This is a genomic window from Pseudomonas sp. GW822-FHT03F08 (genome assembly GCF_058801265.1).
In genome coordinates this window covers 164603-188739 of the sequence record NZ_JBXANC010000010.1, presented here as the reverse complement: position 1 = coordinate 188739, position 24137 = coordinate 164603, and the positions used below count along the sequence as shown (strand labels likewise).

20 protein-coding genes are annotated in these 24137 nt (G+C 61.6%); 9 read left to right on the top strand and 11 right to left on the bottom strand.

Annotation, left to right across the window (positions count from 1 at the left end):
* Positions 1-67: 67 nt before the first annotated feature.
* Genes ribA through AC1RME_RS24230 form a run of 3 tightly spaced genes read left to right on the top strand, consistent with a single transcriptional unit; the run spans position 68 to position 1901 of the window.
* Positions 68-685, top strand: a complete 618-nt coding sequence (ribA, locus tag AC1RME_RS24240) for a GTP cyclohydrolase II (protein WP_065259552.1) — start codon at positions 68-70, stop codon at positions 683-685.
* Positions 682-1101 carry an MFS transporter gene (locus AC1RME_RS24235; RefSeq protein WP_096820755.1) on the top strand — a complete coding sequence of 140 codons (420 nt, stop codon included), beginning with the start codon at positions 682-684 and terminating at the stop codon, positions 1099-1101. The genes ribA and AC1RME_RS24235 overlap by 4 nt, the downstream gene beginning before the upstream one ends.
* Positions 1101-1901, top strand: coding sequence for a cobalamin-binding protein (locus AC1RME_RS24230; RefSeq protein WP_493091860.1), 801 nt, complete (start codon positions 1101-1103; stop codon positions 1899-1901). Before AC1RME_RS24235 ends, AC1RME_RS24230 begins: the two co-directional genes overlap by 1 nt.
* A gap of 3 nt (positions 1902-1904) precedes the next feature.
* Here AC1RME_RS24230 and AC1RME_RS24225 read toward each other — a convergent pair whose 3' ends face one another.
* The 5 genes from AC1RME_RS24225 to AC1RME_RS24205 all read right to left on the bottom strand — a co-directional run bounded on the left by AC1RME_RS24225 (position 1905) and on the right by AC1RME_RS24205 (position 8278).
* A complete protein-coding gene (locus AC1RME_RS24225; RefSeq protein ID WP_493091859.1) occupies positions 1905-3788 on the bottom strand; it encodes a TonB-dependent receptor domain-containing protein in 1884 nt (627 codons plus the stop codon).
* Positions 3789-3927: 139 nt separating this feature from the next.
* On the bottom strand, positions 3928-5826 hold the full coding sequence (dxs, locus tag AC1RME_RS24220; RefSeq protein WP_493072943.1) for a 1-deoxy-D-xylulose-5-phosphate synthase: 1899 nt from the start codon (positions 5824-5826) through the stop codon (positions 3928-3930).
* Between the two features lie 91 nt (positions 5827-5917).
* On the bottom strand, positions 5918-6805 hold the full coding sequence (gene ispA, locus AC1RME_RS24215) for a (2E,6E)-farnesyl diphosphate synthase (RefSeq protein WP_493072945.1): 888 nt from the start codon (positions 6803-6805) through the stop codon (positions 5918-5920).
* Positions 6802-7044 carry an exodeoxyribonuclease VII small subunit gene (locus AC1RME_RS24210; protein WP_007894317.1) on the bottom strand — a complete coding sequence of 81 codons (243 nt, stop codon included), beginning with the start codon at positions 7042-7044 and terminating at the stop codon, positions 6802-6804. The genes ispA and AC1RME_RS24210 overlap by 4 nt, the downstream gene beginning before the upstream one ends.
* Before the next feature lie 88 nt (positions 7045-7132).
* The gene (locus AC1RME_RS24205) at positions 7133-8278 is read right to left on the bottom strand and encodes a Fic family protein (protein ID WP_493091858.1); all 1146 of its coding nucleotides are present in this window, start codon (positions 8276-8278) and stop codon (positions 7133-7135) included.
* Between the two features lie 277 nt (positions 8279-8555).
* On the opposite strand from AC1RME_RS24205, the gene AC1RME_RS24200 reads away from it, so the two are divergent.
* The 6 genes from AC1RME_RS24200 to AC1RME_RS24175 are packed head-to-tail and all read left to right on the top strand — an operon-like array spanning position 8556 to position 18729.
* A complete protein-coding gene (locus AC1RME_RS24200) occupies positions 8556-9347 on the top strand; it encodes a YfaP family protein (RefSeq protein WP_096820761.1) in 792 nt (263 codons plus the stop codon).
* A 35-nt stretch (positions 9348-9382) separates the two neighbouring features.
* Positions 9383-11095 (top strand): DUF2138 domain-containing protein, encoded by a 1713-nt coding sequence (locus AC1RME_RS24195; protein WP_493091857.1) that lies wholly within the window; start codon positions 9383-9385, stop codon positions 11093-11095.
* Positions 11065-11730: a DUF1175 domain-containing protein gene (locus AC1RME_RS24190; RefSeq protein WP_170931650.1), complete on the top strand. Its 666-nt coding sequence runs from the start codon at positions 11065-11067 to the stop codon at positions 11728-11730. Before AC1RME_RS24195 ends, AC1RME_RS24190 begins: the two co-directional genes overlap by 31 nt.
* The gene (locus AC1RME_RS24185; RefSeq protein WP_493091856.1) at positions 11727-16292 is read left to right on the top strand and encodes an alpha-2-macroglobulin family protein; all 4566 of its coding nucleotides are present in this window, start codon (positions 11727-11729) and stop codon (positions 16290-16292) included. Before AC1RME_RS24190 ends, AC1RME_RS24185 begins: the two co-directional genes overlap by 4 nt.
* Position 16293: 1 nt before the next feature.
* Positions 16294-17913, top strand: a complete 1620-nt coding sequence (locus AC1RME_RS24180; RefSeq protein WP_493091855.1) for a DUF2300 domain-containing protein — start codon at positions 16294-16296, stop codon at positions 17911-17913.
* Between the two features lie 3 nt (positions 17914-17916).
* Positions 17917-18729: a YfaP family protein gene (locus tag AC1RME_RS24175; protein WP_493091853.1), complete on the top strand. Its 813-nt coding sequence runs from the start codon at positions 17917-17919 to the stop codon at positions 18727-18729.
* On the opposite strand, the gene AC1RME_RS24170 is transcribed toward AC1RME_RS24175, so the two are convergent.
* From AC1RME_RS24170 to AC1RME_RS24145, 6 genes are all read right to left on the bottom strand, one after another.
* Positions 18716-19891 carry a GGDEF domain-containing protein gene (locus AC1RME_RS24170; protein ID WP_493091852.1) on the bottom strand — a complete coding sequence of 392 codons (1176 nt, stop codon included), beginning with the start codon at positions 19889-19891 and terminating at the stop codon, positions 18716-18718. The two genes, AC1RME_RS24175 and AC1RME_RS24170, sit on opposite strands and share 14 nt — an antisense overlap.
* Before the next feature lie 121 nt (positions 19892-20012).
* Entirely contained in the window at positions 20013-20444 is a 432-nt protein-coding gene (locus AC1RME_RS24165) for a hypothetical protein (protein WP_096820767.1), read from the bottom strand.
* A 464-nt stretch (positions 20445-20908) separates the two neighbouring features.
* Positions 20909-21646, bottom strand: coding sequence for a S24 family peptidase (locus tag AC1RME_RS24160; RefSeq protein ID WP_085732972.1), 738 nt, complete (start codon positions 21644-21646; stop codon positions 20909-20911).
* 221 nt (positions 21647-21867) lie between these two features.
* The gene (ppa, locus tag AC1RME_RS24155) at positions 21868-22395 is read right to left on the bottom strand and encodes an inorganic diphosphatase (protein ID WP_007990564.1); all 528 of its coding nucleotides are present in this window, start codon (positions 22393-22395) and stop codon (positions 21868-21870) included.
* A gap of 112 nt (positions 22396-22507) precedes the next feature.
* Entirely contained in the window at positions 22508-23320 is an 813-nt protein-coding gene (locus AC1RME_RS24150; protein ID WP_096820768.1) for a M90 family metallopeptidase, read from the bottom strand.
* Positions 23321-23324: 4 nt separating this feature from the next.
* Positions 23325-23975, bottom strand: a complete 651-nt coding sequence (locus tag AC1RME_RS24145) for a DedA family protein (protein WP_096820769.1) — start codon at positions 23973-23975, stop codon at positions 23325-23327.
* Positions 23976-24137: the final 162 nt, after the last annotated feature.

Sequence of the window (24137 nt, the reverse complement as noted above, 5' to 3'; positions counted from 1 at the left end):
CTGCAGGAACCTGCTGTTACAATGCCGCCCAGCGAATCTTCAGACTTTTTAGATCAGGAGCACACCGGTGCCTGTCGTTTTTGTCGCCGCTTCCAAGCTGCCAACGCCTTTTGCGCAATTCACCATGCACGGTTTTCTCGATGAAGCCACCGGCCGCGAGCACGTTGTGCTGAGCCTGGGTGAGATTGCCGACGGTGCCCCGGTACTCGGCCGGTTGCACTCCGAATGCCTGACCGGCGATGCCTTGTTCAGTCAGCGTTGCGACTGCGGCTCGCAACTGGAGGCCGCCCTCAAGGCGATCGCCCGTGAAGGTCGTGGCGTGTTGCTGTACCTGCGTCAGGAAGGCCGTGGCATTGGCCTGCTGAACAAGATCCGTGCCTACGAATTGCAGGACGGCGGTGCCGACACCGTTGAAGCCAACGAGCGTCTGGGTTTTGCCGCCGACCAGCGTGACTACGCCATGTGCCTGCCGATGCTTGAGCATCTGGGCGTGAAATCCCTGCGCCTGATGACCAACAACCCGCGCAAGGTCAAAGCCCTGACCGACATGAATATCGTCGTCGCCGAGCGCGTGCCGCTGCACACAGGCCACAACCCGCACAACAAACTCTACCTGGCGACCAAAGCCAGCAAACTCGACCACATGATGGGCAACGAACATCAGGGCGAGGTAGACCGCGCGTGACTCGCGGTCAGGTGCGGCGCCGTCTGTCAGTCGCCTGGTGGAAATACCTGGCGCTGGCGCTGGTGCCGCTGTTTGTTCTCAATGCCGTGTTCGGCGAGAGCGAAGCGATCATGCCGGTGCTGGCGATGCCGTTTTTCATTGCCGGCGTGGCCTCGATGTTTGTCAGCCTGAAGTTTTTCGGCCGTTACAAACATGCGCTGATCGCCACGCAAAAAGCCCTCGATACCCCTGAAGAACCCGCTGCGTGGATAGCCCTTGCGGCTCGTCGTCGCACAGCGTTTCTGGTGGCGGGGTTGCCGGCGTGGATCGGTGCACTGGCGGTGTTCGTCGGCCTGGAGGCCGTGCCGCTGATGTTGCTGGCGCTGTCCACGGCGGTGCTGTTCTACCTCTACCGTATCCCGCGTCAACTCGGTTGATGCGTCGTCTCTGGCTGGCGGTTCTGCTACTGGCCGTCAGCAGCGAAACCCTGGCCGCTCTGCGAGTGGTCAGCCTCGCGCCATCCCTGTCTGAAATCGTTGTTGAGCTTGATTCGGCCGATCTGTTGGTCGGCGTGCTGGATGCCGGTGACCGGCCGTCTGCGATCAAGGATGTGCCTTCGGTGGGTCGTTATGGTCAGCTCGACATGGAGCGGCTGCTCAGCCTCAAGCCTGACTTGTTGCTGCTGTGGCCCGGCAGTGTCGGCCCGGCCCAGCGTGATCAGCTCAAGCGCCTGAACATCCCGACTTTCGTTGCCGAACCTCACAGTTTCGAGCAGTTGATCACGCAAATCGAAGCCATCGCTGCGCAGCTTGGTCGTCCTGAACGCGGGGTTGAGCGAGCGGCCGAGCTGCGGCGCACACTCGATGAGCTACGCCAACGCTATCGGCGGGTAACGCCGTTGCGGGTGTTCTATCAAGTCTGGGACAAGCCGCTGTACACCGTCGGTGGCGGTCAGATCATCAGCGATGCGCTTGAAGTGTGCGGTGCACGCAATGCGTTTGCCGACCTGACATTGCCGGCGCCGCAGGTGAGCATCGAAGCCGTTTTACAGCGTGACCCCGAAGTGATTCTGGCCGGCGACCAGTCGCAACTGAACGCATGGAGCGCCTGGCCGCAGGTGGCAGCGGTCAAGCACAGGCAGTTGCTGCTGGTCACCGACAAAGGTCTGGAGCGTCCGAGCGGGCAGATGATCGAGGCGACCGCCAAGCTCTGCCAACTGATCGCGCCAGACCGTTGATCGCTAGAGCTGCGGTGTCCAGGTCACTCCGAACATGAACGCCCGACCTTCCTCGCGATAGCCATACTGACTGCCGTCATGGCTGTACAGCGCTCGGCTGTAACCCTTGTCCAGCAGGTTATCCACCTTGAAATCCAGCTTGATCTCACGGTTCAGCGCCCAACTGCTGCGCAGTCCGAGTAGCGCATAACCACCCAATGGTTGTTGATTGTTCAGGTCGTCATAACTGCTGCTGACGGCCTGCCAACTGGCACCGAGACCGAGACGATCGAACTGCCGGTCCAGATCCCAGCTCAACGTCCGGCGTGCACGGCGCGCCAAGGTGTGGCCGGTGTCGCGGTCGCGGGGGTCGATGATTGCGACGCCGAGGTTGCTCTGCCAGCCCAGCAGTTCCTGTTTCAGCGCTGCCTCAAAGCCGTTGATCCGCGCCGACGCGACGTTCTCTGGCCGGGAGTTGCTGCCGAAGATGATCGCGTCTTCCAGATCGGTCCGATACAACGAGGCCTCAAGACGGCTGTTGTCGCTCAACTGGCTGCGCCATTGCAGCTCGTAGCTTTTCGAGGTTTCCGGTTTCAGATCCGGGTTGCTGAAGTCCGGGTAATACAGGTCGTTGAAGGTCGGTGCACGGAAGCCTTCGCTGTAGCTGAGAAGCAGATCGTTGTCCGGGTTGACCGGCAATGTCAGCGTGCCGCTCCAGCTGTTCTGGCCGCCGAACTGCTGATTGTCGTCACGGCGCAGGCCGAGTTCGGTGGAGAAACTGTCGGCCTGGAAGCGATGCTGAATGAACGCCGCACGGTTCCAGCGGCTGTCTTCGTCGAACGCGGTGCTGCTGTTGACCCGGTCTTCGTACCAGTCACCGCCGAGGATCAGGCTGTTGCGCGCATCCAGGGTCAGGTCGTTCTGCCAGGTCACCGAGTCGCGGTAGGTGTTGAACACCGAGCGTTCGTCGCTGAGCTTGTCGAACGTCTTCTCGCGGTTTTCGCTGTGGCCGAGTTCCAGGCGCGATTTCCAGCGCTCGTTGATCCGTGCGTCGATGTAGCTGCTGAAACTGCTGACGGTGAAATCGCTGTAGGGCTGCTGCTGGACGGAGTCGAAGGTGACTGGGTCGAAGCGTCCGAACGGGTTGTCGAACTCGCTTTTGCCACGGTTATCCAGCAGGTTGGCGCCGACTTCGACATCATCGGTCAGCGCATGGCTGAGGCTCAGACTGATGGATTTGTTGCGGTAGGCGTCGTGGTCGCTGTCGCTGGGATACGATTCGTGGGTGCGGTCGAGACCGGCGGTTTCATCGAGGCTGGCACCGAGGTTGAAGCGGGTTTTCTCGTCGCCGCCGGACAGGCCGACACTGCGCTCCCAGGTCTGATGGCTGCCGAATCCGACATGCATCCGCGGCTGCAAGCCTTGTTCGCCGCCGCGCCGGGTGAAGATTTGAATCACCCCGCCAATTGCATCGCTGCCATAGATCACCGAACGCGAACCGCGCAGCACTTCGACGCGTTCGATTTGCTCGATGTTCAGGTGTTGCAGGTTACTGTCGCCGGAGGTGGAGTTGCCGATGCGCTGGCCGTCGACCAGCACCAGACTTTGCGCCGATTGCGTGCCACGAATGTAGATCCCCGGCAGGCTGCCGCGTCCGCCGAGTTGCGCCACTTGCACACCGGGCACACGTTGCAGCAGATCGGTGACGCTGCTCGGTTGCAGGCGCTCGATGTCTTCGCGGGTGAACACGGTGTTGGCGGCGCTGCTGTCGTTGCGGGCTTCCACCTGGCGGTTGGCGCTGATCAGCATGTCCGGCAGCTTCAGGGCCTGATCGCGTTCGAAGGTATCGGCGAGGGCGTTGGCGGTTGGCAGCAGGAGAAGGGGCAGGGCGAGACGCGAGAGGTTCATCGGTATTCCGTCGGTATTTCCGGTGTGCGCAAATCAATGTGGGAGCGAGCCTGCTCGCGATTGCGGTGTGTCAGTCGGCATTGAAGTGACTGACAGTACGCTATCGCGAGCAGGCTCGCTCCCACATGGGCATTGCGTTTTACTTGTTAAGCAGCTCCAGGCGCTCACGCACCGCCGCTTCGATCCCGGCCTCGTCCAGCCCGCACTCGGCCAGCATCTGCGCCGGTTTGGCGTGCTCGACGTAAACGTCCGGCAAGCCCAGGTGCAGCACCGACTTGAGAATGTTCTCGCGGGCGAGGAATTCGCTGACCGCGCCACCGGCGCCGCCCATGATCGCGTTCTCTTCGATGGTCACCAGCAGGTCGTGGCTGGCGGCGATTTCACGCACCAGCGCTTCGTCCATCGGTTTGACGAACCGCATGTCGACCACGGTCGCGTCCAGTGTTTCGGCGACGTTCAGCGCTTCGGCCATTTGCACGCCGAACACCAGCAGGGCGACCTTGTTGCCCTGGCGACGAATCACACCCTTGCCGATCTCGATCGGTTCGAGGTCTTTCTCGATGGTCGCGTTCGGGCCGGTGCCGCGCGGGTAACGCACCGCCGCCGGGCCGTTGTACAGGTGACCGGTGGTGAGCATCTTGCGCAGTTCGTTTTCATCGCTCGGGGTCATGATGACCATGCCCGGGATGCAACGCAGGAACGACAGATCGAAACTGCCGGCGTGGGTCGGGCCGTCTTCGCCCACCAGACCGGCGCGGTCGATGGCGAACAGCACGTCGAGGTTCTGCACCGCAACGTCGTGCACCAACTGGTCGTAGCCGCGTTGCAGGAACGTCGAGTAGATCGCCACCACCGGTTTCGCGCCTTCGCAGGCCATGCCGGCCGCGAGGGTCACGGCGTGCTGCTCGGCAATCGCCACATCGAAGTAGCGCAGCGGGAAACGCTCGCTGAACGCCACCAGATCCGAACCTTCCTTCATCGCCGGGGTGATGCCCACCAGACGCGGGTCGGCAGCGGCCATGTCGCACAGCCATTCACCGAACACGCCGGAATACTTCGGCCCGCCGGCCTTCTTCGGCGCGGCAGCCGGGGCGCCCAGCGGTTCGAGTTTGGTAATGGCGTGGTAACCGATCGGGTCGACTTCCGCCGGGGCGAAGCCTTTGCCTTTCTTGGTGACGATGTGCAGGAACTGCGGGCCTTTCAGATCGCGCATGTTGCGCAGGGTGGCGATCAGGGTCGGCAGGTCGTGGCCATCGATCGGGCCGATGTAGTTCCAGCCCAGTTCTTCGAAGAGGGTGCCGGGGACCAGCATGCCTTTTGCGTATTCTTCGGTGCGACGGGCGATTTCCCAGGCGCCGGGCAGGCGCGACAGGACTTTCTTGCTGCCTTCACGCATGCTCGCGTAAGTGCGGCTGGAAAGGATCTTCGCCAGATAGTTCGACAGCCCCCCGACGTTGCGCGAGATCGACATGTCGTTGTCGTTGAGGATCACCAGCATGTTGGCGTTCACTTCCGGCGCATGGTTCAGCGCCTCGAAGGCCATGCCGGCGGTCAATGCGCCGTCACCGATCACGGCAATCGCCTTGCGATCACTGTTCTGCAGGCGAGCGGCGATGGCCATGCCCAGCGCGGCACTGATCGATGTGCTGGAGTGGCCGACGCCAAAGGTGTCGTACTCGCTCTCGGAGCGACGCGGGAAGGCCGCAATGCCGTCTTTCTGGCGCAGGGTTTCCATGCGCTCGCGGCGACCGGTGAGGATCTTGTGCGGATAGGCCTGATGACCGACGTCCCACACCAGCCGGTCGTCCGGGGTGTCGAAGACGTAATGCAACGCGATGGTCAGCTCGATGACGCCCAGGCCGGCACCGAAATGCCCACCGGTCTGGCCGACCGTGTAGAGCAATTCCAGGCGCAACTCATCAGCCAGGGTTTCCAGCTCGGCTTCGCCTAACCGGCGCAGGCCGTCCGGCGTGTTCGCGCGGTCGAGCAGGGGCGTGGTCGGGCGCTTGCGGGGAATCTCATGGAACGTCGTGGGCATCAGGCGAATCGTTATAGGTATAAAAGATGCGGCAGTTTACCTGATGCATCGTCCCCTGCCCACGCGTTGGTCTTTTTTGGCTGATTAGCCTTTAGTTGCGCCGGTCGACGATATACCGGGCCAGATCGCGCAATGGCTCGGCGGCCGCGTCAAACGGTCGCAGTGCATGCAACGCCTGATCGCGCAGTTCCAGGGCATAGGCCTTGGCTGCGTCCAGACCCAACAGGGCCGGGTAGGTCGGCTTGTCGCGGGCAATGTCGGCGCCCTGGCGCTTGCCGAGGGTTTCGGTATCGCTTTCGACGTCGAGGATGTCGTCCTGCACCTGGAACGCCAGGCCGATGGCCTGTGCATAACTTTGCAGGGCCTTGAGTTCATCCTTCTCGGCGCGGCCGCTGGCCAGGGCGCCGAGCTTGACGCTGACTTCGATCAGCGCGCCGGTCTTGTGCCGGTGCATCTGTTCAAGGGCTTTCTGATTGAGCTTCAGACCGACCGAACCGAGGTCGATGGCCTGACCGCCGACCATGCCGGCCGGGCCTGCCGCGTGCGCCAGCGCCGTGACCTGTTGCAGACGGATATCCGCGCTCAGGTCGCTCAGGCGCGGGTCGAGCAGGGCGCTGAACGCCAGGCTCTGCAAGCCGTCACCGGCAAGAATCGCGCAGGCTTCATCGAATTTTTTGTGGGTAGTCGGCTGACCGCGACGCAGATCGTCGTCGTCCATCGCCGGCAAATCGTCGTGTACCAGCGAATAGGCGTGGATCAACTCCACTGCACTCGCCGCGCCGTTGGCCTGCTCGGCCTTGCCGCCGAGGGCTTCGCACGCGGCGTAGGCCAGCAATGGACGCACGCGTTTGCCGCCGTTCATCACGCTGTAGCGCATTGCTTCGTAAAGCCGCGCCAGCTCTGGCAGTGGTGCGTTGAACAAGGTTTCCAGTGCCGCATTGACCCGCGCCTGGCTGGTCGCCGAATACGCCGCGATCATTCTGGCTGATCCGCGTCGAAGGGTTCCTCGGCCAGCTCGCCATCGCGCTCCAGCAACACCTGGACCTTCTGCTCGGCCTGGGCCAGCGCTGCCTGGCAGTCACGGGTCAGGCCGATGCCCTGCTCGAAAGCGGTCAGCGAGTCTTCCAGCGACAATTCACCGTTCTCCAGACGCTCGACCAGCGTTTGCAGGTCGGCGAGGGACTGTTCGAAATCCAGTGCAGCTTTTTTGCGGGCCATGGCGGCTAATTCCGGTTGACGTTAAACCGGCGCGACACTAGCAGATAGGGGGTTTATGGGCAAATGAGCGGGCCGACGGAGAATGGTGTCAGTCAGTCGATTCGACCGGATAACGGATCTGATAACGAGTGCTCCGCCCGCCGCCCGGAAGACGTTGCAGGCAGCCTTTTTCCAGCAGTTCCGCCAGATGTCGGGTCGCCGTGGCTTTGGAGACCTTGGCCACACTCTGGTATTGCGCCGCACTGATGCTGTGCTCGAAACCGCGCTCACCACCGTCGAGCAAACGATTGAGCACTTTGATCTGCTCCGCCGACAGCCCGGACTCGCGGTGTGCCTGCCAGAAGCGCGACTTGCCCAACACACTTTCAATCCGTGCGATGGCCTGCTGCAGGCTGCGCAGCAGGGTTTGCAGGAACCATGCGAGCCAGTCGGTGATGTCCAGCGTGGCTTTCTGACTGGATTCCAGAATTCGGTAGTAGCCCGCGCGGTCATCGAGAATGCTGGCGGACATCGCGTAAAAACGAATCGCCTGCGCTTCGCCCTGCGCCAGTGCCAGATCGGTGAGGGTGCGAGTCAGGCGTCCGTTGCCGTCATCGAACGGGTGCAAGGTGACGAACCAGAAATGTGCGATACCGGCTCGCAGTAAAGGATCGAGGCCTGCCTGATGCTGACTGGCGTCGAACCACTTGAGAAAACTGTCGAGTTGTCGCTCAAGGCCTTGTCGCGGTGGCGCCTCGAAGTGCACGGTCGGACGGTCGATTCGTCCGGAAACCACCAGCATCGGCTCATCGCCGCGTAATGCGCCGACATTGATTGCTCGCGCAAGGAAACCACTCTCCTGTTCTGGAAACAGCCATGAATGCCATTCCAGCAATCGTTCCAGCGTCAGCGGTTCGGCAAAACGTTGAGTGGCATCGAGCATCAGTTGCGCCAGCCCCTCGCTGCGCTTGCTGACGTTGTCGCCATCCGGTGATTCCAGCCCCAGACGTCGTGCCAATGAAGAACGCACGGATTCAACATTCAACTGCTCCCCCTCGATGGCCGAGGAGGTCACGATGTTCTGCAGCAACGCGTCCAGCTCAGTCTGAGCGCTCAGTGAATTGCCCACTGATCCCGCCATGCCCATCAATTGTCCCTGCGCCTGAACGCATTCGCGCAACAGCGCAGTGAGACGCTCTGCCTGCCAATTGAAGTCGGGCCAATCGGGTTGCTGCCAGATCCAGTGAGTTGCCATGAAATGCTGTTCCTGAGTGCGTGAGCCGAATAGAAATGCTATTCGGCTCATTTTGTGAGCCGAATATGACGCCTATTCGGCTCATCGTCCACCCGGGTGCGTGATTCCCACCGCATTTCAAGATGTATCCGATTGTTAAAAAACTGCCGAATCGCTAACCTTCGCGCCTTCTACGACCCGACAGTCACGGGTCTTTCAGACGAAACGCAGTTTTCACCGCTGTGAAGTACCGAGGATCGGGTGCAAGGTTTCGTTCAGGCATGGCAGGAGGCATCACATGCGTTCATTTCTTTTGCTGCTGGTCGGGTTGGCCTGCGCCCCCGCTTTATGGGCGGCGCCGAGCGCTGATCTGTCGGAACCGGTGGGCGGCTGGCGCTATAACGGTTTGCTCGACCGCAGTGAAAACCCGCAAGTCGCCTATCCCACGCCGCCGATCGATCGCGGCATCCAGCGTAATCGCACGATGATCCAGGGCCAGCTCAAGGCCATCGGCAACCAGCGCGGGCCGCACACCCTGGCGGTCAACGGCAATCCGCTGAATCTGTACACCGACGACGATGGGCGTTTCGCCCGGCCTTATGCATTTGGCGCAGGCTCCAACAGCGTCGAAGTGCGCAGCGCCGAAGGCCAGTCGCTCAAGCGCGTGCAGTTCTACGAAGCGAACAACCTGCGCACTCCGGCGCGAATTCGCGTGGTGCTCGGCTGGGATGATCCCAAGGCCGAACTCGACCTGCACATCATTACGCCTGACGGCCAGCATGCGTTTTTCGCCCACACGGCGTTGACCAATGGCGGCGGTCTGGACCCGGACGGCGTCGACGGCCCCGGCCCGGAAATGTTCACCATGACCGCGCCGCTGCATGGCACCTATCTGGTTTACGTCAACTATTGGGGCAACTTCGGCGACGGCGGCTATAACTTCGAGGAGACCAGCAACCAGAACGAGGTCATCACCTCGCAGATCACGCTGGTGCTCAACGAAAACACCGTCGACGAAAAACGCGAAACGTTCATCGTGCCCCTGCGGGCCATCGGTGATCTGCTGCTGGTCAAGACTTTCAACTATTAAGCATCCCGCCACGGATGAACTCGGGTTCTGGAAAGATGAGCGATAACACTGCTACACCGGCCGCCGTAACGCCTGCCGGCAAACCCTCCCGGCGCTGGCCGTTGCTGGTGGTCGGGCTGTGCCTGGTGGCCGGCGTGGCGGGCGGGCTCGGCTGGCTGATGCACAAGCCCAAGCTGCCTGCGGCGGCACTGGCCAGCGACAAGCTCGGCCTGAGCCGCCCGGACGCGCTGCTGGAAACCCGCTCCCTGAGCCAGTTGCCCAAGGACTTGCTGACGGTGCCGTTCCTCAAGGCCACGCTCACCGAGGATTTTGTCTTCTATTACGAGACCCATGCTGATCGCCTCGGGCTGATCGGCAGTCTTCGGCGGATCATCTACGAGCATGATCTGAAGCTGCAGGACAGCCTGATCGAACAGCTCTTCGATCAACCGGCAGACGTAGCGCTGTGGCGTGGCGCCGATGGTCGTCTGAAGGATTTCCTGTTGGTGATGGATCGCGGCGGTTTGGCCAAACTGCTGGAGCCGCTGGCGAAAGTCGCGCTGGATGATTCGCAACTGAGCGTGTTGAGCACCCTGAAAGTCGGCAGTGACGAGGTGCCGCTGTATCAACTGACCTACAACGCCAGCAAATCACTGTTGTTCGCTTCCCGTGGCGACAAACTGGTGGTGCTTTCCAACCCGACCAAATTCTACGACCCTGAAAGTGGCGCCTCCGAAGAGTCTGGCCATGTTTCGCCACAAGCGCTGGCGGCGCTGCTCAATGGCGAAAAACTGTTCCCCGAAGCGTTCGGGCTGCCAGCTAAAACACCTGAAACCAAACAGCGTCTGTCGGTCAATTCCAGCGTCCTCGCCATGGGCTACCAGCGCTTCATCCCGAACTTCGCCGGCCTGCGTTTCGACATGGACGACAAGGGCTGGCACAGCTTCCTGGCCATGGATGAACTGGAGAACCAGCCGGACTTCGATTTCAAACCGGTCTGGCAAGCCATGCCGCTGGGTGCCAGTGCCTGCGTGACCTTGCCGGTAGCTGCCGAGCCGCAGAAACCATTGCTGGTTAAACTCGGCGCCGAAGAAGTAGTAGCGCAGACACTTACCGAACACGTGGCCGGCGCGGCGGGTCTGTGCTGGTACGCCGATTCGCGGCTGTATACGCCATTGCTGGTAGCCAGTCTGAAGGACGAGGACAGCGGCAAACTCGATGGTGATATCGGCACGCTGTTCGATTCGATGGTCGGCGCCTATGAAGGCAACGTCGATGAGCACGCGTTCCCGGTGGTGGAAAAACAGGAAGGCCAGAGCCACCTCTGGCAACGTCAGGTCAGCTCCAACTTCGGCCCGTATGCGGCCAAGGATGCCGAGAATCCGGACGCGATCACCGGCAAGGCTTTCATGAAAGTCAGCCTGGCGCGCCACGGTTCGACGCTGCTGTTTTCCCTCGACGACAAACTGGTCGACAAGGCTCTCGGCACCCTCGACAAACGCTTCCCGCCGATGGCCGATGTGCTGCCCAAAGACGTGCTGATGCCGATCTACTTCGGCCCGGATTCGATGGCGCAGCTGATGCAGCAGGAAACCCTCGACAGCCTGCCGCAGGACATGGAGCCGGTGTTCTACAACGCCGCGCAAACCTACCTGATCCCGAAACTGCGCACCCTCGGCGGTTACGGCAAATACGCCCTGACGTTGCCGGAAGGCAGTGAGCCCGACGGTCACTGGCAATGGCTGCCGCTGGAGTGGAAAGCGCTGTGACGGCACTGATCCGCAGCCTCGGCTTGCTCGCGCTGTTACTGAGCGCGGGTGCCCGAGCGGTCGAAGCGCCGGCGCTCGATCCTGCGCAGTCCCAGGTCTTTCGCGCCTGGTTCGTGCGCATCGCTCAGGAGCAGTTGAGCAAAGGCCCGAGCCCGCGCTGGTATCAGCAGGACTGCGCCGGACTGGTGCGGTTTGCCGCCAACGAAGCGCTGAAAGTCCATGACGACAAATGGCTGCGCAGCAATGGCGTGTCCAACCGCTACCTGCCGCCGGAGCTGGCGTTGAGCGACGAGCAACGCAAGTTTGCCCAGCAATGGCAACAGGGCGGCGGCAAGGTCGGGCCCTACGTCAACGCGATCAAACTGATTCAGTTCAACAGCCATCTGATCGGCCGCGACGTGTCTCAGGCACGGCCCGGCGATCTGATGTTTTTCGATCAGGGCGACGACCAGCACCTGATGATCTGGATGGGCCGTTACATCGCCTATCACACCGGCACGACCACCCCCACTGACAACGGCATGCGTTCGGCAAGCCTGCAGCAACTCATGACATGGAAGGACACCCGATGGATACCCGACGCAGCCAACCCCAACTTCATCGGCGTCTATCGACTGAACTTTCTCTCCCAATGACCGGTGCCCGCATGCTGCGTTTACTGCCTTTTCTGTTGCTGTTCGCCCTGCCATTTTCGGCCGTGAATGCCGAAGATTCCGTCGAGCCAAGCGGCTACACGCCGGTCTCCGGTGAAAGCTTCTTCCTGCTGGCCGACAGCAGTTTCGCCAGCGACGAACAGGCGGTTGTGCGCCTCGAAGCGCCGGGCCGTGACTACCGTCGTTTCCGCATGGAACCGTACGGCGGCGCCGACATTCGCGTGTACAAGATCGACAAGCCGCTGGACTTCCTCAAGCGCCAGAAGAACCTGCACCGCGTGGTCAGCGACGGCCAGTTCAAGGGCGAAGGCCTGTCGAACACCCTCGCGTACCTGTGGGACAACTGGTACCGCAAATCCCGTCGGGTGATGCAGCGTGCGTTCTCCTACGAATCGCGTCAGCAAGTCACCGAAGAGGTGCCGGAGCTGAAGATGGGCAGCGCCATCGCTGCGCCGACGCCTTACGACGCGCAGCCGCAGTTCGCCTTGATTCCGGGCCTGCCGGTGGTCAGTCAGTTCCGTTATCCGCTGTGGCAAGCCAAGCCAATTCAGCCGCCGGAAGGCGTGAATCTGGCCGGTTCTTCCAGCGAGTTCGTCAGCGTTGCGCCGGGCAACGTCTACATCCCGCTAGGCAACCTGAAACCGGGCCTGTACCTGGTTGAAGCGCTGATCGGCAAGTACCGCGCGACCACCATGGTGTTCGTTTCCAACACTGTGGCGGTGAGCAAGATTGCCGGTGATGAGTTGCTGGTGTGGGCCGCGCGCAAACACGAAGGCAGTTCGGTGCCGAAGGTCAATGTGCTGTGGACCGACGGCCTCGGCGTGATGAGCAGCGGCGCCACCGACACCGATGGTTTGCTGCGCCTGAAACACGTCAGCCCGGAGCGTTCGTTCGTGATCGGCGAGGACGAAGAGGGCGGCGTGTTCGTCTCGGAAAACTTCTATTACGACAGCGAAATCTACGACACCAAACTCTACGCCTTCACCGACCGGCCGCTGTATCGCCCGGGTGATTGGGTGTCGCTGAAAATCGTCGGACGCGAATTCAAGAACGCACGGGACTCGGTATTGCCGGGTGCGGCGGACGTCAATGTCAGCGTGCTCGATGCGACCGGCACCGAGTTGCAGCGTCTTGACCTGAAACTTGATTCCAAGGCCGGCACTCAGGGCCGTTTCCAGTTGCCGGACAACGCGGTGGCCGGTGGTTACGAGCTGCGTTTCAACTACAAGGATCAGGCTTACAGCAGCGCGTTCCGGGTGGCTGAGTACATCAAGCCGCACTTCGAAATCTCGCTGAATCTGGCCAAGCAGGATTACCGTACCGGCGAACCGGTGAAGGGCAGCCTGGTGCTGCTGTACCCGGACGGTAAACCGGTGGCCAACGCCAAACTGACCCTGAGCCTGCGTGCCCAGCAACTGTCGATGGTCGACAACGAGCTGCAATACCTCGGGCAATTCCCGGTGGAACTGACCAGCACCGAACTGACCACCGACAGCAAGGGCAACGCGACTCTCGACCTGCCGGCCGCCGACAAACCGAGCCGCTACATGCTCACCGTGTTCGCCAGCGATGGCGCGGCGTACCGGGTCAAGACCACCAAGGAAATCCTCATCGACCGTGGCGCCGCCAGCTTCCGCCTGACTGCGCCGCAGCGTTTCAGCGCGGTGGGCGACAAGGTTGCATTCAGCTACGCCAACGAGGGTGGCAGCGTGCAGGCTCAGGCCGTTGTGCCGAGCAGCTACAGTTGGGTGCGTCTGGAAGACCAGACCACCGGCGAAGGCAAACTGGCGGCGAAAGACAAAGGCTTCAGCGTGACGTTTGATCGTCCGGGGACCTACAACCTGTCGCTGAAGGATCAGTTCGGCCGGGTGCTCGGTGGCACCGGTCATTCGGTCACCGGCGACGGCGTCAAGGCGGTGCCGGGCACCGTGGAAATCGTCCTCGACAAACCCGAGTACAAGGCCGGCGACGAAGCACTGGCGCTGATCACGTTCCCGGAGCCGGTGAGCGATGCGCTGCTGTCGCTGGAGCGCGACAAGGTCGAAGCCACCGCGCTGCTGGCCAAGGGCGGCGACTGGCTGAAACTGGAAAAACTCAGCGACACCCAATACCGCGCACGCATCCCGGTGAAGGACAACTTCGCGCCGAACCTGACGTTCTCCGTGCTCTACACCAAGGGCGGTCAGTACAGCTTCCAGAACGCCGGGATCAAGGTCGTCGCGCCGCAGATCGACGTGGCGATCAAGACCGACAAAGAGACTTATCAGCCGGGCGATACCGTGACGGTCGACCTGACCACGCAGTTCGCCGGCAAGGCAGTGCCGGCGCACCTGACGGTCAGCGTCGTGGATGAAATGGTCTACGCGTTGCAACCGGAAGTCGCGCCGACCATCGACCAGTTCTTCTACCACCCGCGCCGCAACAACGTGCGTACCAGCGCCAGCCTGTCGTTCATCAGCTACGACGTGGCATTGCCGGGCAGCCCCGGCGCGCCGGGCAAGGCCAACCGCAGCGAACGCGGGGTGAAAGTGCTGGAGCGGCCGCGTCGCGAAGACGTCGACACCGCCGCATGGCAGCCGGAATTGCTGACCGACGCCGACGGCAAGACTCGTTTCACCTTCAAGATGCCTGACTCGCTGACCCGCTGGCGCATCACCGCGCGGGCGATTGCCGATGACGGTCAGGTCGGGCAGAAGAAGCAGTTCGTCCGCTCGGAAAAACCGCTGTACCTGAAGTGGAGCGGGCCGAGCAAATTCCGCAAGGGCGATCAGCCGCAACTCGGCGTGTTCGCCTTCAGCCAGGCCGAGAAACCGGTCAAGGCTGAACTGGTGACGCACTACGCCGGTGCCGAACAGCGCCTGCCGGTGACCCTCAATAACGGCATCAACTACCTGCCGCTGCCGGCGTTTGCATTGGGTACCGGCGAGTGGACAGCCGAGCTGGTGCAGGACGGCAAGACCGCCGACGCCCTCGCTGTGCGCCTCACCGCGACCGGTGAAGGCTGGCAAGTGACGCAGACTCAGAGCCTCGACGTGGCCAGCGGCGACACGCCGTTGACTCTGCCGGCGGACGCCACCGACATTCGCCTGCGTCTGGATGACAGCCCGCAAGCGCTGTTCCGTTCGGCCCTCGACGATCTGCTCAGCTATCCGTACGGCGGCGTCGAGCAGACCGCCAGCCGCTTGCTGCCGCTGAGCATCGCTTATCCGTCGCTGGCGTCGAGCCCGCAGGTCCGCGATCGCTTGCGTCTGATCATGCAGAACAGCCGTCTGCGTCTGGTGCAAATGGCCGGGCCGTCGGCGAGCTTCACCTGGTGGGGCTTCGACGGCGAGCCGGATGCGTTCCTCACCGCTTACGCCTATTACGCCGACTGGAACGCCAGTCAGGTACTGGAACTGACCTTGCCGCCGGAGCACTGGCAGCGGGTACTGGAGGTCTACGCCAAGCAGGCGCCGAACACGCCGTTGCTGCAACGGGCGCTGATCCTGTCGTTCGCCAAGCAGATGCATCTGCCGGTCAACACGCTGCTCAGCGGCTTGATGGACGATCTGGCCAAGGCCGGTGAAGGCAATGCCGCGAACCTGATGGACGACGGTGAAGACAGTCTGGTGATGAGCGATCCGGATTCGGCGCTCGGTCTGGCGGCGGCGCGGATCCTGACCGCATCGCTGGCGACCCAGTCGAAAGTCGCTTTGCCGGATGCGTTCAATCGTCAGTTGGGCGCTGCGCAACAGCGCTTGTCGGTCAGTTCGCAGCCGTTTATCGAAGCGCTGAACCTGTCGCTGCAACCGTTCGATCAGGCTCGTGCGAACGCGCTGCTGCAACGCCTGTTGCCGCAGCAATCAACCCTCGAACGCGCGCTGGCGCTGACCTGGCTGCAACGCAGCATCGCTCAGGCGTCGCCGACCATCGCGCTGGCACCGGGTGAAGGCTGGAAGAAAAACTACGGCGCGACCGGCGAGATGTTCTGGACGTGGCAAGGTGCTGCGCCGGTGCCGAGCGTGTTGACGGTGTCGGGTACTCAGGAGCGTCCGTTGCGTGCCGCGCTGAGTTTCCAGACTCAACAACCGGCAGTCGATCCGATGGCTGTAACTATCACCCGTCGCTTGTCGCGTCTGGTGCCGGGTGACGAAGCCTTTACCTTCAAACTGGAGCCGGTCGGTACTAAACCACTGTCCAGCGACAGCCTGTATCTGGACGAAGTGATCCTCACCAGCAAGGCACCGAAACCGCTGCGCTACGGCATGCTCGAAGTGCCGCTGCCGCCGGGCGCGGATGTCGAGCGCACCACATGGGGCATCAAGTTGCAGGGCAAGGATGGCATCGAGCCGACCGCTCTGGAAAAAGCACGGTTCGAACCGGGCCAACTGGCCTACGCGGTGCCGGTGGATGCGCTGAGCGGTGAATTGCGTCTGCGGCATCTGGTGCGGTTCTCGCAGAAGGGCCAGTTCAACCTGCCGCCGGTGCGTTTCACTCAGGTCTACGCGCCGCAGCATCAGGCCCAGGAAGCGAAAGCCGCCCTCGGTCAGGTCACGGTCAACTGACATGACCCGGCCGCTGCTGTGGCTGCTGATGTGTGTGATTCCTGCGCTGGCGACGGCGCAGGATGAACCGTTGCGCATGGCCTACAAGGGCGAGTTGCTGTCGCTGAACACCACGCAACTGACCGCTCGCGAGCCGCTGCCTTCGTCTCTGGATACGCCGCTGGGCAGTCTGTGGAAGATGTTCGTTTACGCGTGGCTGGTGGATACCGGCGCGCAAGAACCGGCGTATGAATGCCGCGGGCAGTCGAAGGAAGAAGTCTATTGCTGCACCGCGGGCGGCAAGATCGAACGTGATCAGGCGCTGGTGAAATCCTGCGGGCTGTATTTCGAGCCGGCGCGGTTGGGCATAACCGCTGGCGATTGGAAAACCTATTGGCAGGCGCGACAGGCGCCGTCGTGGTTGCTGGACCTGCCATCGGTGCAACCGGCTACTCGGGTTTCCGTGGCTGACTTGCTGAAGGTTTTGGCTTTGCTGCCGGCTCAGGATCAGATGCGTCGTGTGCTGCTCGACGTGGTGCTGAACGCGGCGGACGGCAATGTCGTCGGTGAACTGGGTGGCCGCTTGCGGGTGAAAACCTGGAGCTGGCTCGGCGATCAGGACCCTCAATCACGCCAGGGCGGATTCGCCGGCTGGACGGCGGATGGCACGCCGATCTGGGCCGGTGGCCGTGGCACCAGTCAGATGGTTCTGCGGCATTACGGCCCGGCGTTGGCGACGGTGTTGCCTTCTTCCTGGCCGGCAGAAGCGGGGCGTTGCGTTGAGGTCGGACTGTTCTCGCGTTATCCGGTTTCGCGGGTTCTGTCGGGTGAGCGCGTTGCTGGCTCAGGCCCATTGCAGGGTGATTACCGCGTCGAATTCGCCAATGGCAATGCGCTGGATATCCACAGCGACGGCGAACTGTTTCTGCTCAACGACAAGCTTGTTGCTCGGCTCGATCGTGAAGAGTACGTCGCCCGTGTGCTGGAGCGTGAAGCCAAACCCGAACCCGCCGAAGCCGCCAGAGCATTGGCCGTGGCAATCCGCACGTATCTGCTGCAAAACGCCACGCGCAACGGCGAATGCCTGAGCATCGATGACAGCAGCACCCGCCAACGGGTCGCACCGCGTCCAGCCTCCGCCGAGTCGCGCAGCATTGCGGCGTGGACGGCAGATCTGGTGTTGGCCGGCAGCACCGTCACCTATCACTCCGATCAACCCGGCCCCGACAAACTTGCCTGGCAGCAAGCCGTCGAACAAGCCAATGCCGGCCAGCGCTACGACGCGATTCTGCTGCACGCCTATCCCCGGGCCAGCCTTAGCCGTTGGGACAACCCGGTGGCGTCCTGCGAAGCGTTGCCCGCCGCGCAAGACTGGCTGCAAAAACAACGGCGCGGCTGGCGTCCGAGGCTGGAAAGCGAAACCGGCTACAACGAAGTCAGCACTTTCGCCGTCTGCAAACTCGCCTTCGGCCGACCCTTCGTCGACCGCGAACGTCAGCGCATCTACGTGCGCGGCGTGCTGTCTTTGCAGGATCGCCTCGACCTGACTCACGAATACCTGCACCTGGCCTTTGAAGCACACCCCAACGGCCAGGATGAAACCTATATCGAAGGGCTCGCCCGTCACCTTTTGTTGGAATAGACCATGACACTCCGTTATCCACAGGTCTTGCTGTTGCTCTGCGCGCTCAATGCATTGCCAATGGCGATGGCCGCCGACAGCGTCAAACTCGACACCCCGATCGGCGGCTGGCGCAGCGGCGCGCCCGAGGGCGAAGGCGAAAATTTCCGTCAGACCGTCAACTACCCGGCCTCCTCGGTGAACACCCCGGTCGGTCAGGCCAACACCGCACGCATCAGCGGCGAAATCAAAGCCACACCGAAAAACAAAGAGCCCGGCCGGCTGATCGTCAACGGCGTCAGCATGCCGCTGAAAATCGACGACAGCGGCCGCTTCGACCGCCCGTTCTCGTTCCCCAACGGCAGCAACAGCGTCGAAGTCCGCAGCCCCGACGGCCAGCAACGCCACCGCACGCAATTTCTCAACGTCAGCGGCGGCGCCACCCCGGCCAAACTGCGCGTGCTGCTGTCCTGGGACAGCGACGGCACCGACCTCGACTTGCACCTGGTCACACCGGACGGCGCGCACATCTGGTACGGCAACCGCGTCGCCCCCAACGGCGCTGCATTGGACGTTGACGTGACCACCGGTTACGGCCCGGAAATCTTCGCCATGCCGGCGCCGATCAAGGGGCAGTATCTGGTGTATGTGAACTACTTCGGCGGTGGCTATCGCGGTGATGACGAGGGCGGGGAAGAGGCGGTGCAGCCGCTGACCACCGCGCAGGTGACGGTGATTACCGAGGAAGGGACACCGAGCGAGAAGATGGAGACTTTTATCGTGCCGATGCGGGCGGTGGGGGAGTTGACGTTGGTGAAGTCGTTCAGCTATCCGTGAGGCTCAGGTACAGCTTGCGCAAGGTTTGCACGCGGTTGCGTCCCCGATCCTTGGCGCCGTACAGTGCTTCGTCGGCTTCCGAGAGCAGGCGTGACAGTTCGTAACCCGACTCCCGTGTCGTCACGACACCGATGCTGACGCTGAGGACGCCGGCTCCCAGAGTCGTCAGTTCGGAAAACGCCTCACGAATCCGCTCGGCCACTTGCACGGCAACCTGTTCATCGGCGCCTGTCAGCAGACAGGCGAACTCTTCGCCACCGATACGCCCAAACGCGTCACCCTTACGCAACTGATTGCCCATCACCCGACTGAAGGCGATCAGTGCCTGATCACCGGCCGGATGGCCAAAGGTATCGTTAAGACGCTTGAAGTGATCGAGATCGCAGAGCAGTAATGCGGCGGTTTCCGTCCGGCGTTTGCCGAGGGTCAACAGTTGTTCGGCTTGCTGCAGAAAGGCCCGACGATTGCCAATCCCCGTCAACGGATCGGTCAGCGCAGCCGCCTTGAATTTCCGTTCGGCGCGTTCCTTCACCATCGCCAGCGTCATGTAGGCGATGCCGATGACGTAGAGCATCGACTCGAACAGCATGAAAGAGAAAAAATGCGCGCCATCGCCGACGCCGGATCGCGATTGATCCAGCGGCAAACCCTCATCGATCAGGCTTCTGATGCCGTAGAACGCGGTGTGCCACAACGTCAGGAGCAGCGCGGGCGTGTAGGCAACGTCCAGACTTTTGCGGCTGCGCCAGAGCTCCATTGCCGTCAGCAGCCCATAGCCGAACGCGAGCAGCGAATACGCAACAACGCGGGCCGGCATCGCGTTGTAGAAAGCGGGGATCAGACACAGGGTCAACCAGATGGTCGCACCGCCCACGATCCCCGACACTGACGGCGCCCGACCGACAAACACCCGCATGGCCGTCCAGTTCAGCCCGGCACTGAGCAGCAGGATCACATTGCCGATCACGATCGGAATGAAATCGACCCCTTTACCCCGCCAACTGACCAACAGCATGCCCAGCGCGGCCAGCAACATCATGCAGCCCAGATACGCCAGCGGCCGCTCACGGGTTTCGCGATACCAGGCGTGGAGGGTCAGCAGGCCCATTAACAAGAAAACGAAGACCGAGACGACCAGCAGGGTCGGGATGTGGAGCGCCATTCCTTGGGTTCCCCGTGGGGTTCAATACCGAAATCCGGCCGGTGAAGGGTGTTGTCGCGCGGGATTTAGCACTGTGGGGGTTGGGGTTGGCAAGTGTTGGGGGGCAGTTACAGATCCGCCATCATTTCGGAAAAACGCCGCAAAGCGCATTGCCTTGGTAACCATGGACGATCGGTCCCAACATCATGAATGGGCCGCAGGCGTAGAACGGGGATGGCACCGTTTGTTGCGAGTCGAGCAGAACGGCTTCGTTTCCGAATTCGTCGTTGCCGAAGGACTGCTCGAAATACGATGTGCACACCGGTAGTTTCAATGGCACCGGAATGATCAGTGCCCAAACGGTTATCCCGCACCATTCCCGTGTAGGCGTTGACGTGACCGTTCTGCTGATTTGCGGTGTGATTGACCGATAGCTTTGCGCTTTGTAAGCGTCTGTCTTGACGGTTGTCTTTTCCGGGAGCGATACGATTGCTCCAACGCATCCTGAAAGACAAAGGCACAAGGCGGCTGCCAGGCCAGTTGATTTCACGTGGGAACTAATGGATTGGGGCATCAATAATGAACGTCCTTGTGGGGTGACTTGAGCAATCAGAGTTGCCGTTGCTTCCAGCAGGCGGGGCTCTGTTGTGTGATGAGTTGTGCAGGCGCCCTTGCACAGCGCTCTGACTGTAAACCGACACCCGACCGGCTTTTCAGCAGGCATTAAAAAGCCGGCTTGTGGCCGGCTTCTCGGGGACTGGCTTGGTTTATTTTTGGTAAACCGCGCCAGCCTTCAAAACGTACACCCGGATCTTGCGTCCGGCTGTGGGACTTGGTCAGACAGTGGTCTGCCGCGTCAGGCGTCATCTGTGCCGCAGGGCGGTCGATGCGCGAATGTGGGGCGCAGGATACTGAGTTTTGCCGGGGATTCCCAGCCTGAAGTGCGGTTTAGAGCGACCGCAGCAGAACAAATTCGGGATTTGTACTGATTTTCCGGGCCTCATCGCCAGCCGGCGAGTTCCCACAGCAGCAGTAACCTCAGAGAAACGGCACCACCGGCCGCCGCTTGCCCAGCGTCGACCACCAGAACACCCACCCCAACACATGAATCCTCTGCTCCTCGATCTGCGCTGCCCGGAAGATCTCGTCCGGGTATTCGGCGCTGTTGTGGCTGCGCAGGCGCAGGGCATTGCCGGGCATGCGGTGCAGGTATTTGATGCGCAGCATGCCGTCGTGTTCGATGGCGTAGATTTCGCCGTCCACCACCTGGGTGAGGCCGCGGTCGATGGCGAGGGTGGAGCCGTCTTCGATCTTCTCGGCCATGCTGTTGCCGATCATGTGTGTGCAGATGGCGTCGGTGTGGCGGATTTCCAGGGTTTCGAGGTGGCTGCGGGGCAGGCGGATGGTTTGCTCCGGGTCTTTGATGACATGGGTCTTGTCGGAGCCAGGGGCAGTCGGGGCTTCCTTGTAGAGCGGCAGTTCGATGTCGGTGGATTCGAGCACCGTATAGACGCCCTGAATCGCCTGTGCATCCAGCGTGTCGCCGGCGGTGTACAGGTGCGGCGCTTCTTTCGGGCCTTCACCGGTTTTCAGCCATTGGCTGTTGACGGACAGCAGGCGCGCGACTTCTTCCATGCGGTACGCGGGTACGCCCCGGGTGTACCAGTTATGAACGTTTTGGGCTTCCGTGCCCCAGAACTTTGCGAATCCCGTGGTGGTGATATTCGCAGCTTCCAGGAGTGCCTTGAATCTTGGACCGCTAGTGTTCTTTCTCATAAACACGAGTCTACGGCCGGCCTAGAGCGGTTTGAATAAACCTGGCGTTCAAAATCGCGGCAAATTTTGCGACGGGATGTAAGACGTACTTGTGGGAAATTACACACACTAAAACTTTTCTGTAGGCAGCCATAAACAAGCTGTTTAAGCCCCTGCCAGTCAGGCACAAAAAACCCCGGATCAACCGGGGTTTTCTTCAAGCGTGTCGCAGGTCGCGAGGCTTAGCCTTTGTAGGCAGCAACCGACTTGGTGATCGCTTCGCGGGCGGCGTCTGCACCGGCCCAGCCTTCGATTTTCACCCATTTACCTTTTTCGAGATCTTTGTAGTTCGCGAAGAAGTGCTCGATCTGCTGGATCAGCAGGGCTGGCAGGTCGGTGTATTCCTTCACGTCCACGTACAACTGGGACAGCTTGTCGTGTGGGACTGCGATGACTTTGGCATCGCCGCCGCCGTCGTCGGTCATGTTCAGGATGCCGACTGGACGAGCGCGGATCACCGAACCTGGAGCAACCGGGTAAGGGGTTACGACCAGCACGTCCAGGGGATCACCGTCGTCAGCCAGGGTGTTCGGGATGTAACCGTAGTTGGCCGGGTAGAACATCGGGGTGGCCATGAAACGGTCAACGAACAGGCAATCGCTGTCTTTGTCGATTTCGTATTTGATCGGCGCGTGGTTGGCCGGGATCTCGATCGCGACGTAGATGTCGTTCGGCAGGTCTTTGCCAGCCGGAATCTTGCTGTAGCTCATTGGGCGTTGCCCCCGTTAGTAGACCAAAACACTTGGCCGGATTGACCAAAAAGTGGCGGCGATTATAGGCATATTCCACCCGCGATGCCATGCACCGAAGGTCGTCCAGGCCTTACTCGTGTGCCTGATAGACCGGGTCCGTGGCCTGAAGTTGCTTCAGTCGTGCCAGCGGATCCTGTCGATAGAAAAGCCGCAGCTGCGCATACACCTGTGGATAAGCCTCGTGCAGCAGATCCGGGGCGCTGAAAAAGTACTCGCTGGTGACGGCGAAGAACTCGGCCGGGTTCTCGGCGGCATACGGGTCGATGGCGGTTTCGGCGTCGGGATGGCGGTCGAGCTGGCGGTTGAGATCGTCGTAGGCCGCTTGCATCACCTGGGCCCAGTCGCTGACCCGCATGTCGGCATGCAGCGGCGGCAGGCCGTTGGCGTCGCCATTGAGCATGTCGAGTTTGTGCGCCAGTTCGTGGATCACCAGGTTGTAGCCTTCCCAGCCACCACTGGCCATCACCCCGGGCCAGGCGAGGATGATCGGCCCTTGCTGCCAGGCTTCACCGCTGTGTTCGCCGTCCCATTCGTGTTCCACCCCACTGGCATCGCGATGGCGCTGGGGGCTGAGGAAGTCGTCGGGGTAGAGGACGATTTCGTGAAAACCCTGATACCAGTTCAGATCGTCGAGGTGTAAAAGCGGCAATTGCGCCTGGACGGCGAGCAGCAGGCGTTGTTCCTGATGCAGCTCGACACCGGGCAGGGCGGTCAGGTGTTTGTCTTCAAGGAACAGGACGCTGGTTTCGCGCAGCCACTGATCCTCCTCGGCGCTGATGCCGTCGAGAAAGGTCAGGTGGTGGCGCACCCGCTGCCACATATCATCGGCAATCGGGTGCTTTGCCAGGATGCGCCGGCGTCGCCAGGCGCTCAGCGACCACATCGACTTAGTTCGATTGAGCTTTGGCGCCGCCGAAACGACTGCGAACCACGCCAATGATCATCGGTACCAGCGACAGCAGGATGATGCCGACCACCAGCAGCGACAGGTTTTTCTTGATGAACGGCACGTTGCCGAAGAAGTAGCCCAGCGTCACCAGACCACCGACCCACAGAACGGTGCCGAACACGCTGAAACCGAAGAAACGCGCGTAAGGCATTTTTGCGACACCGGCGACGAACGGCGCAAAGGTGCGGATGATCGGCAGGAAGCGCGCCAGGGTCACGGTCTTGCCGCCGTGCTTGTCGTAGAAATCGTGGGTCTGTTGCAGATAGTCGCGGCGGAAGATCTTCGAGTTCGGATTGCTGAACAGTTTTTCGCCGGCCGTTCGTCCGATCACGTAGTTGGTGCTGTCACCGAGGATCGCCGCCAGCATCAGCAGGCCGCCCAGCAGCACCGGGTCCATGCCGCCACCTGCGGCGACGGCGCCAGCGATGAACAGCAGCGAATCACCCGGCAGGAATGGCATGACCACCAGGCCGGTCTCGCAAAAGATCACCAGAAACAGGATGGCGTAGATCCAGGTCCCATAGTTGTTCACCAGCATGTCGAGATAGACGTCGAGATGCAGGATGAGGTCGATCGGGTTGAAATCCATGTGGGCACCTGTGGTGACGGCCCGACTCGGCAGGCCTGTGCGGATGATTCGGTGTAAGCCTACAAGCGGGTGTAGTTTTTCTTACAAGCCGGAAAGCTCAGGATTATACGAGCTGATAGGTGAAAAGCGCGTTGGTTTTGTAGCGGGGCGTTTCGAGGGTGG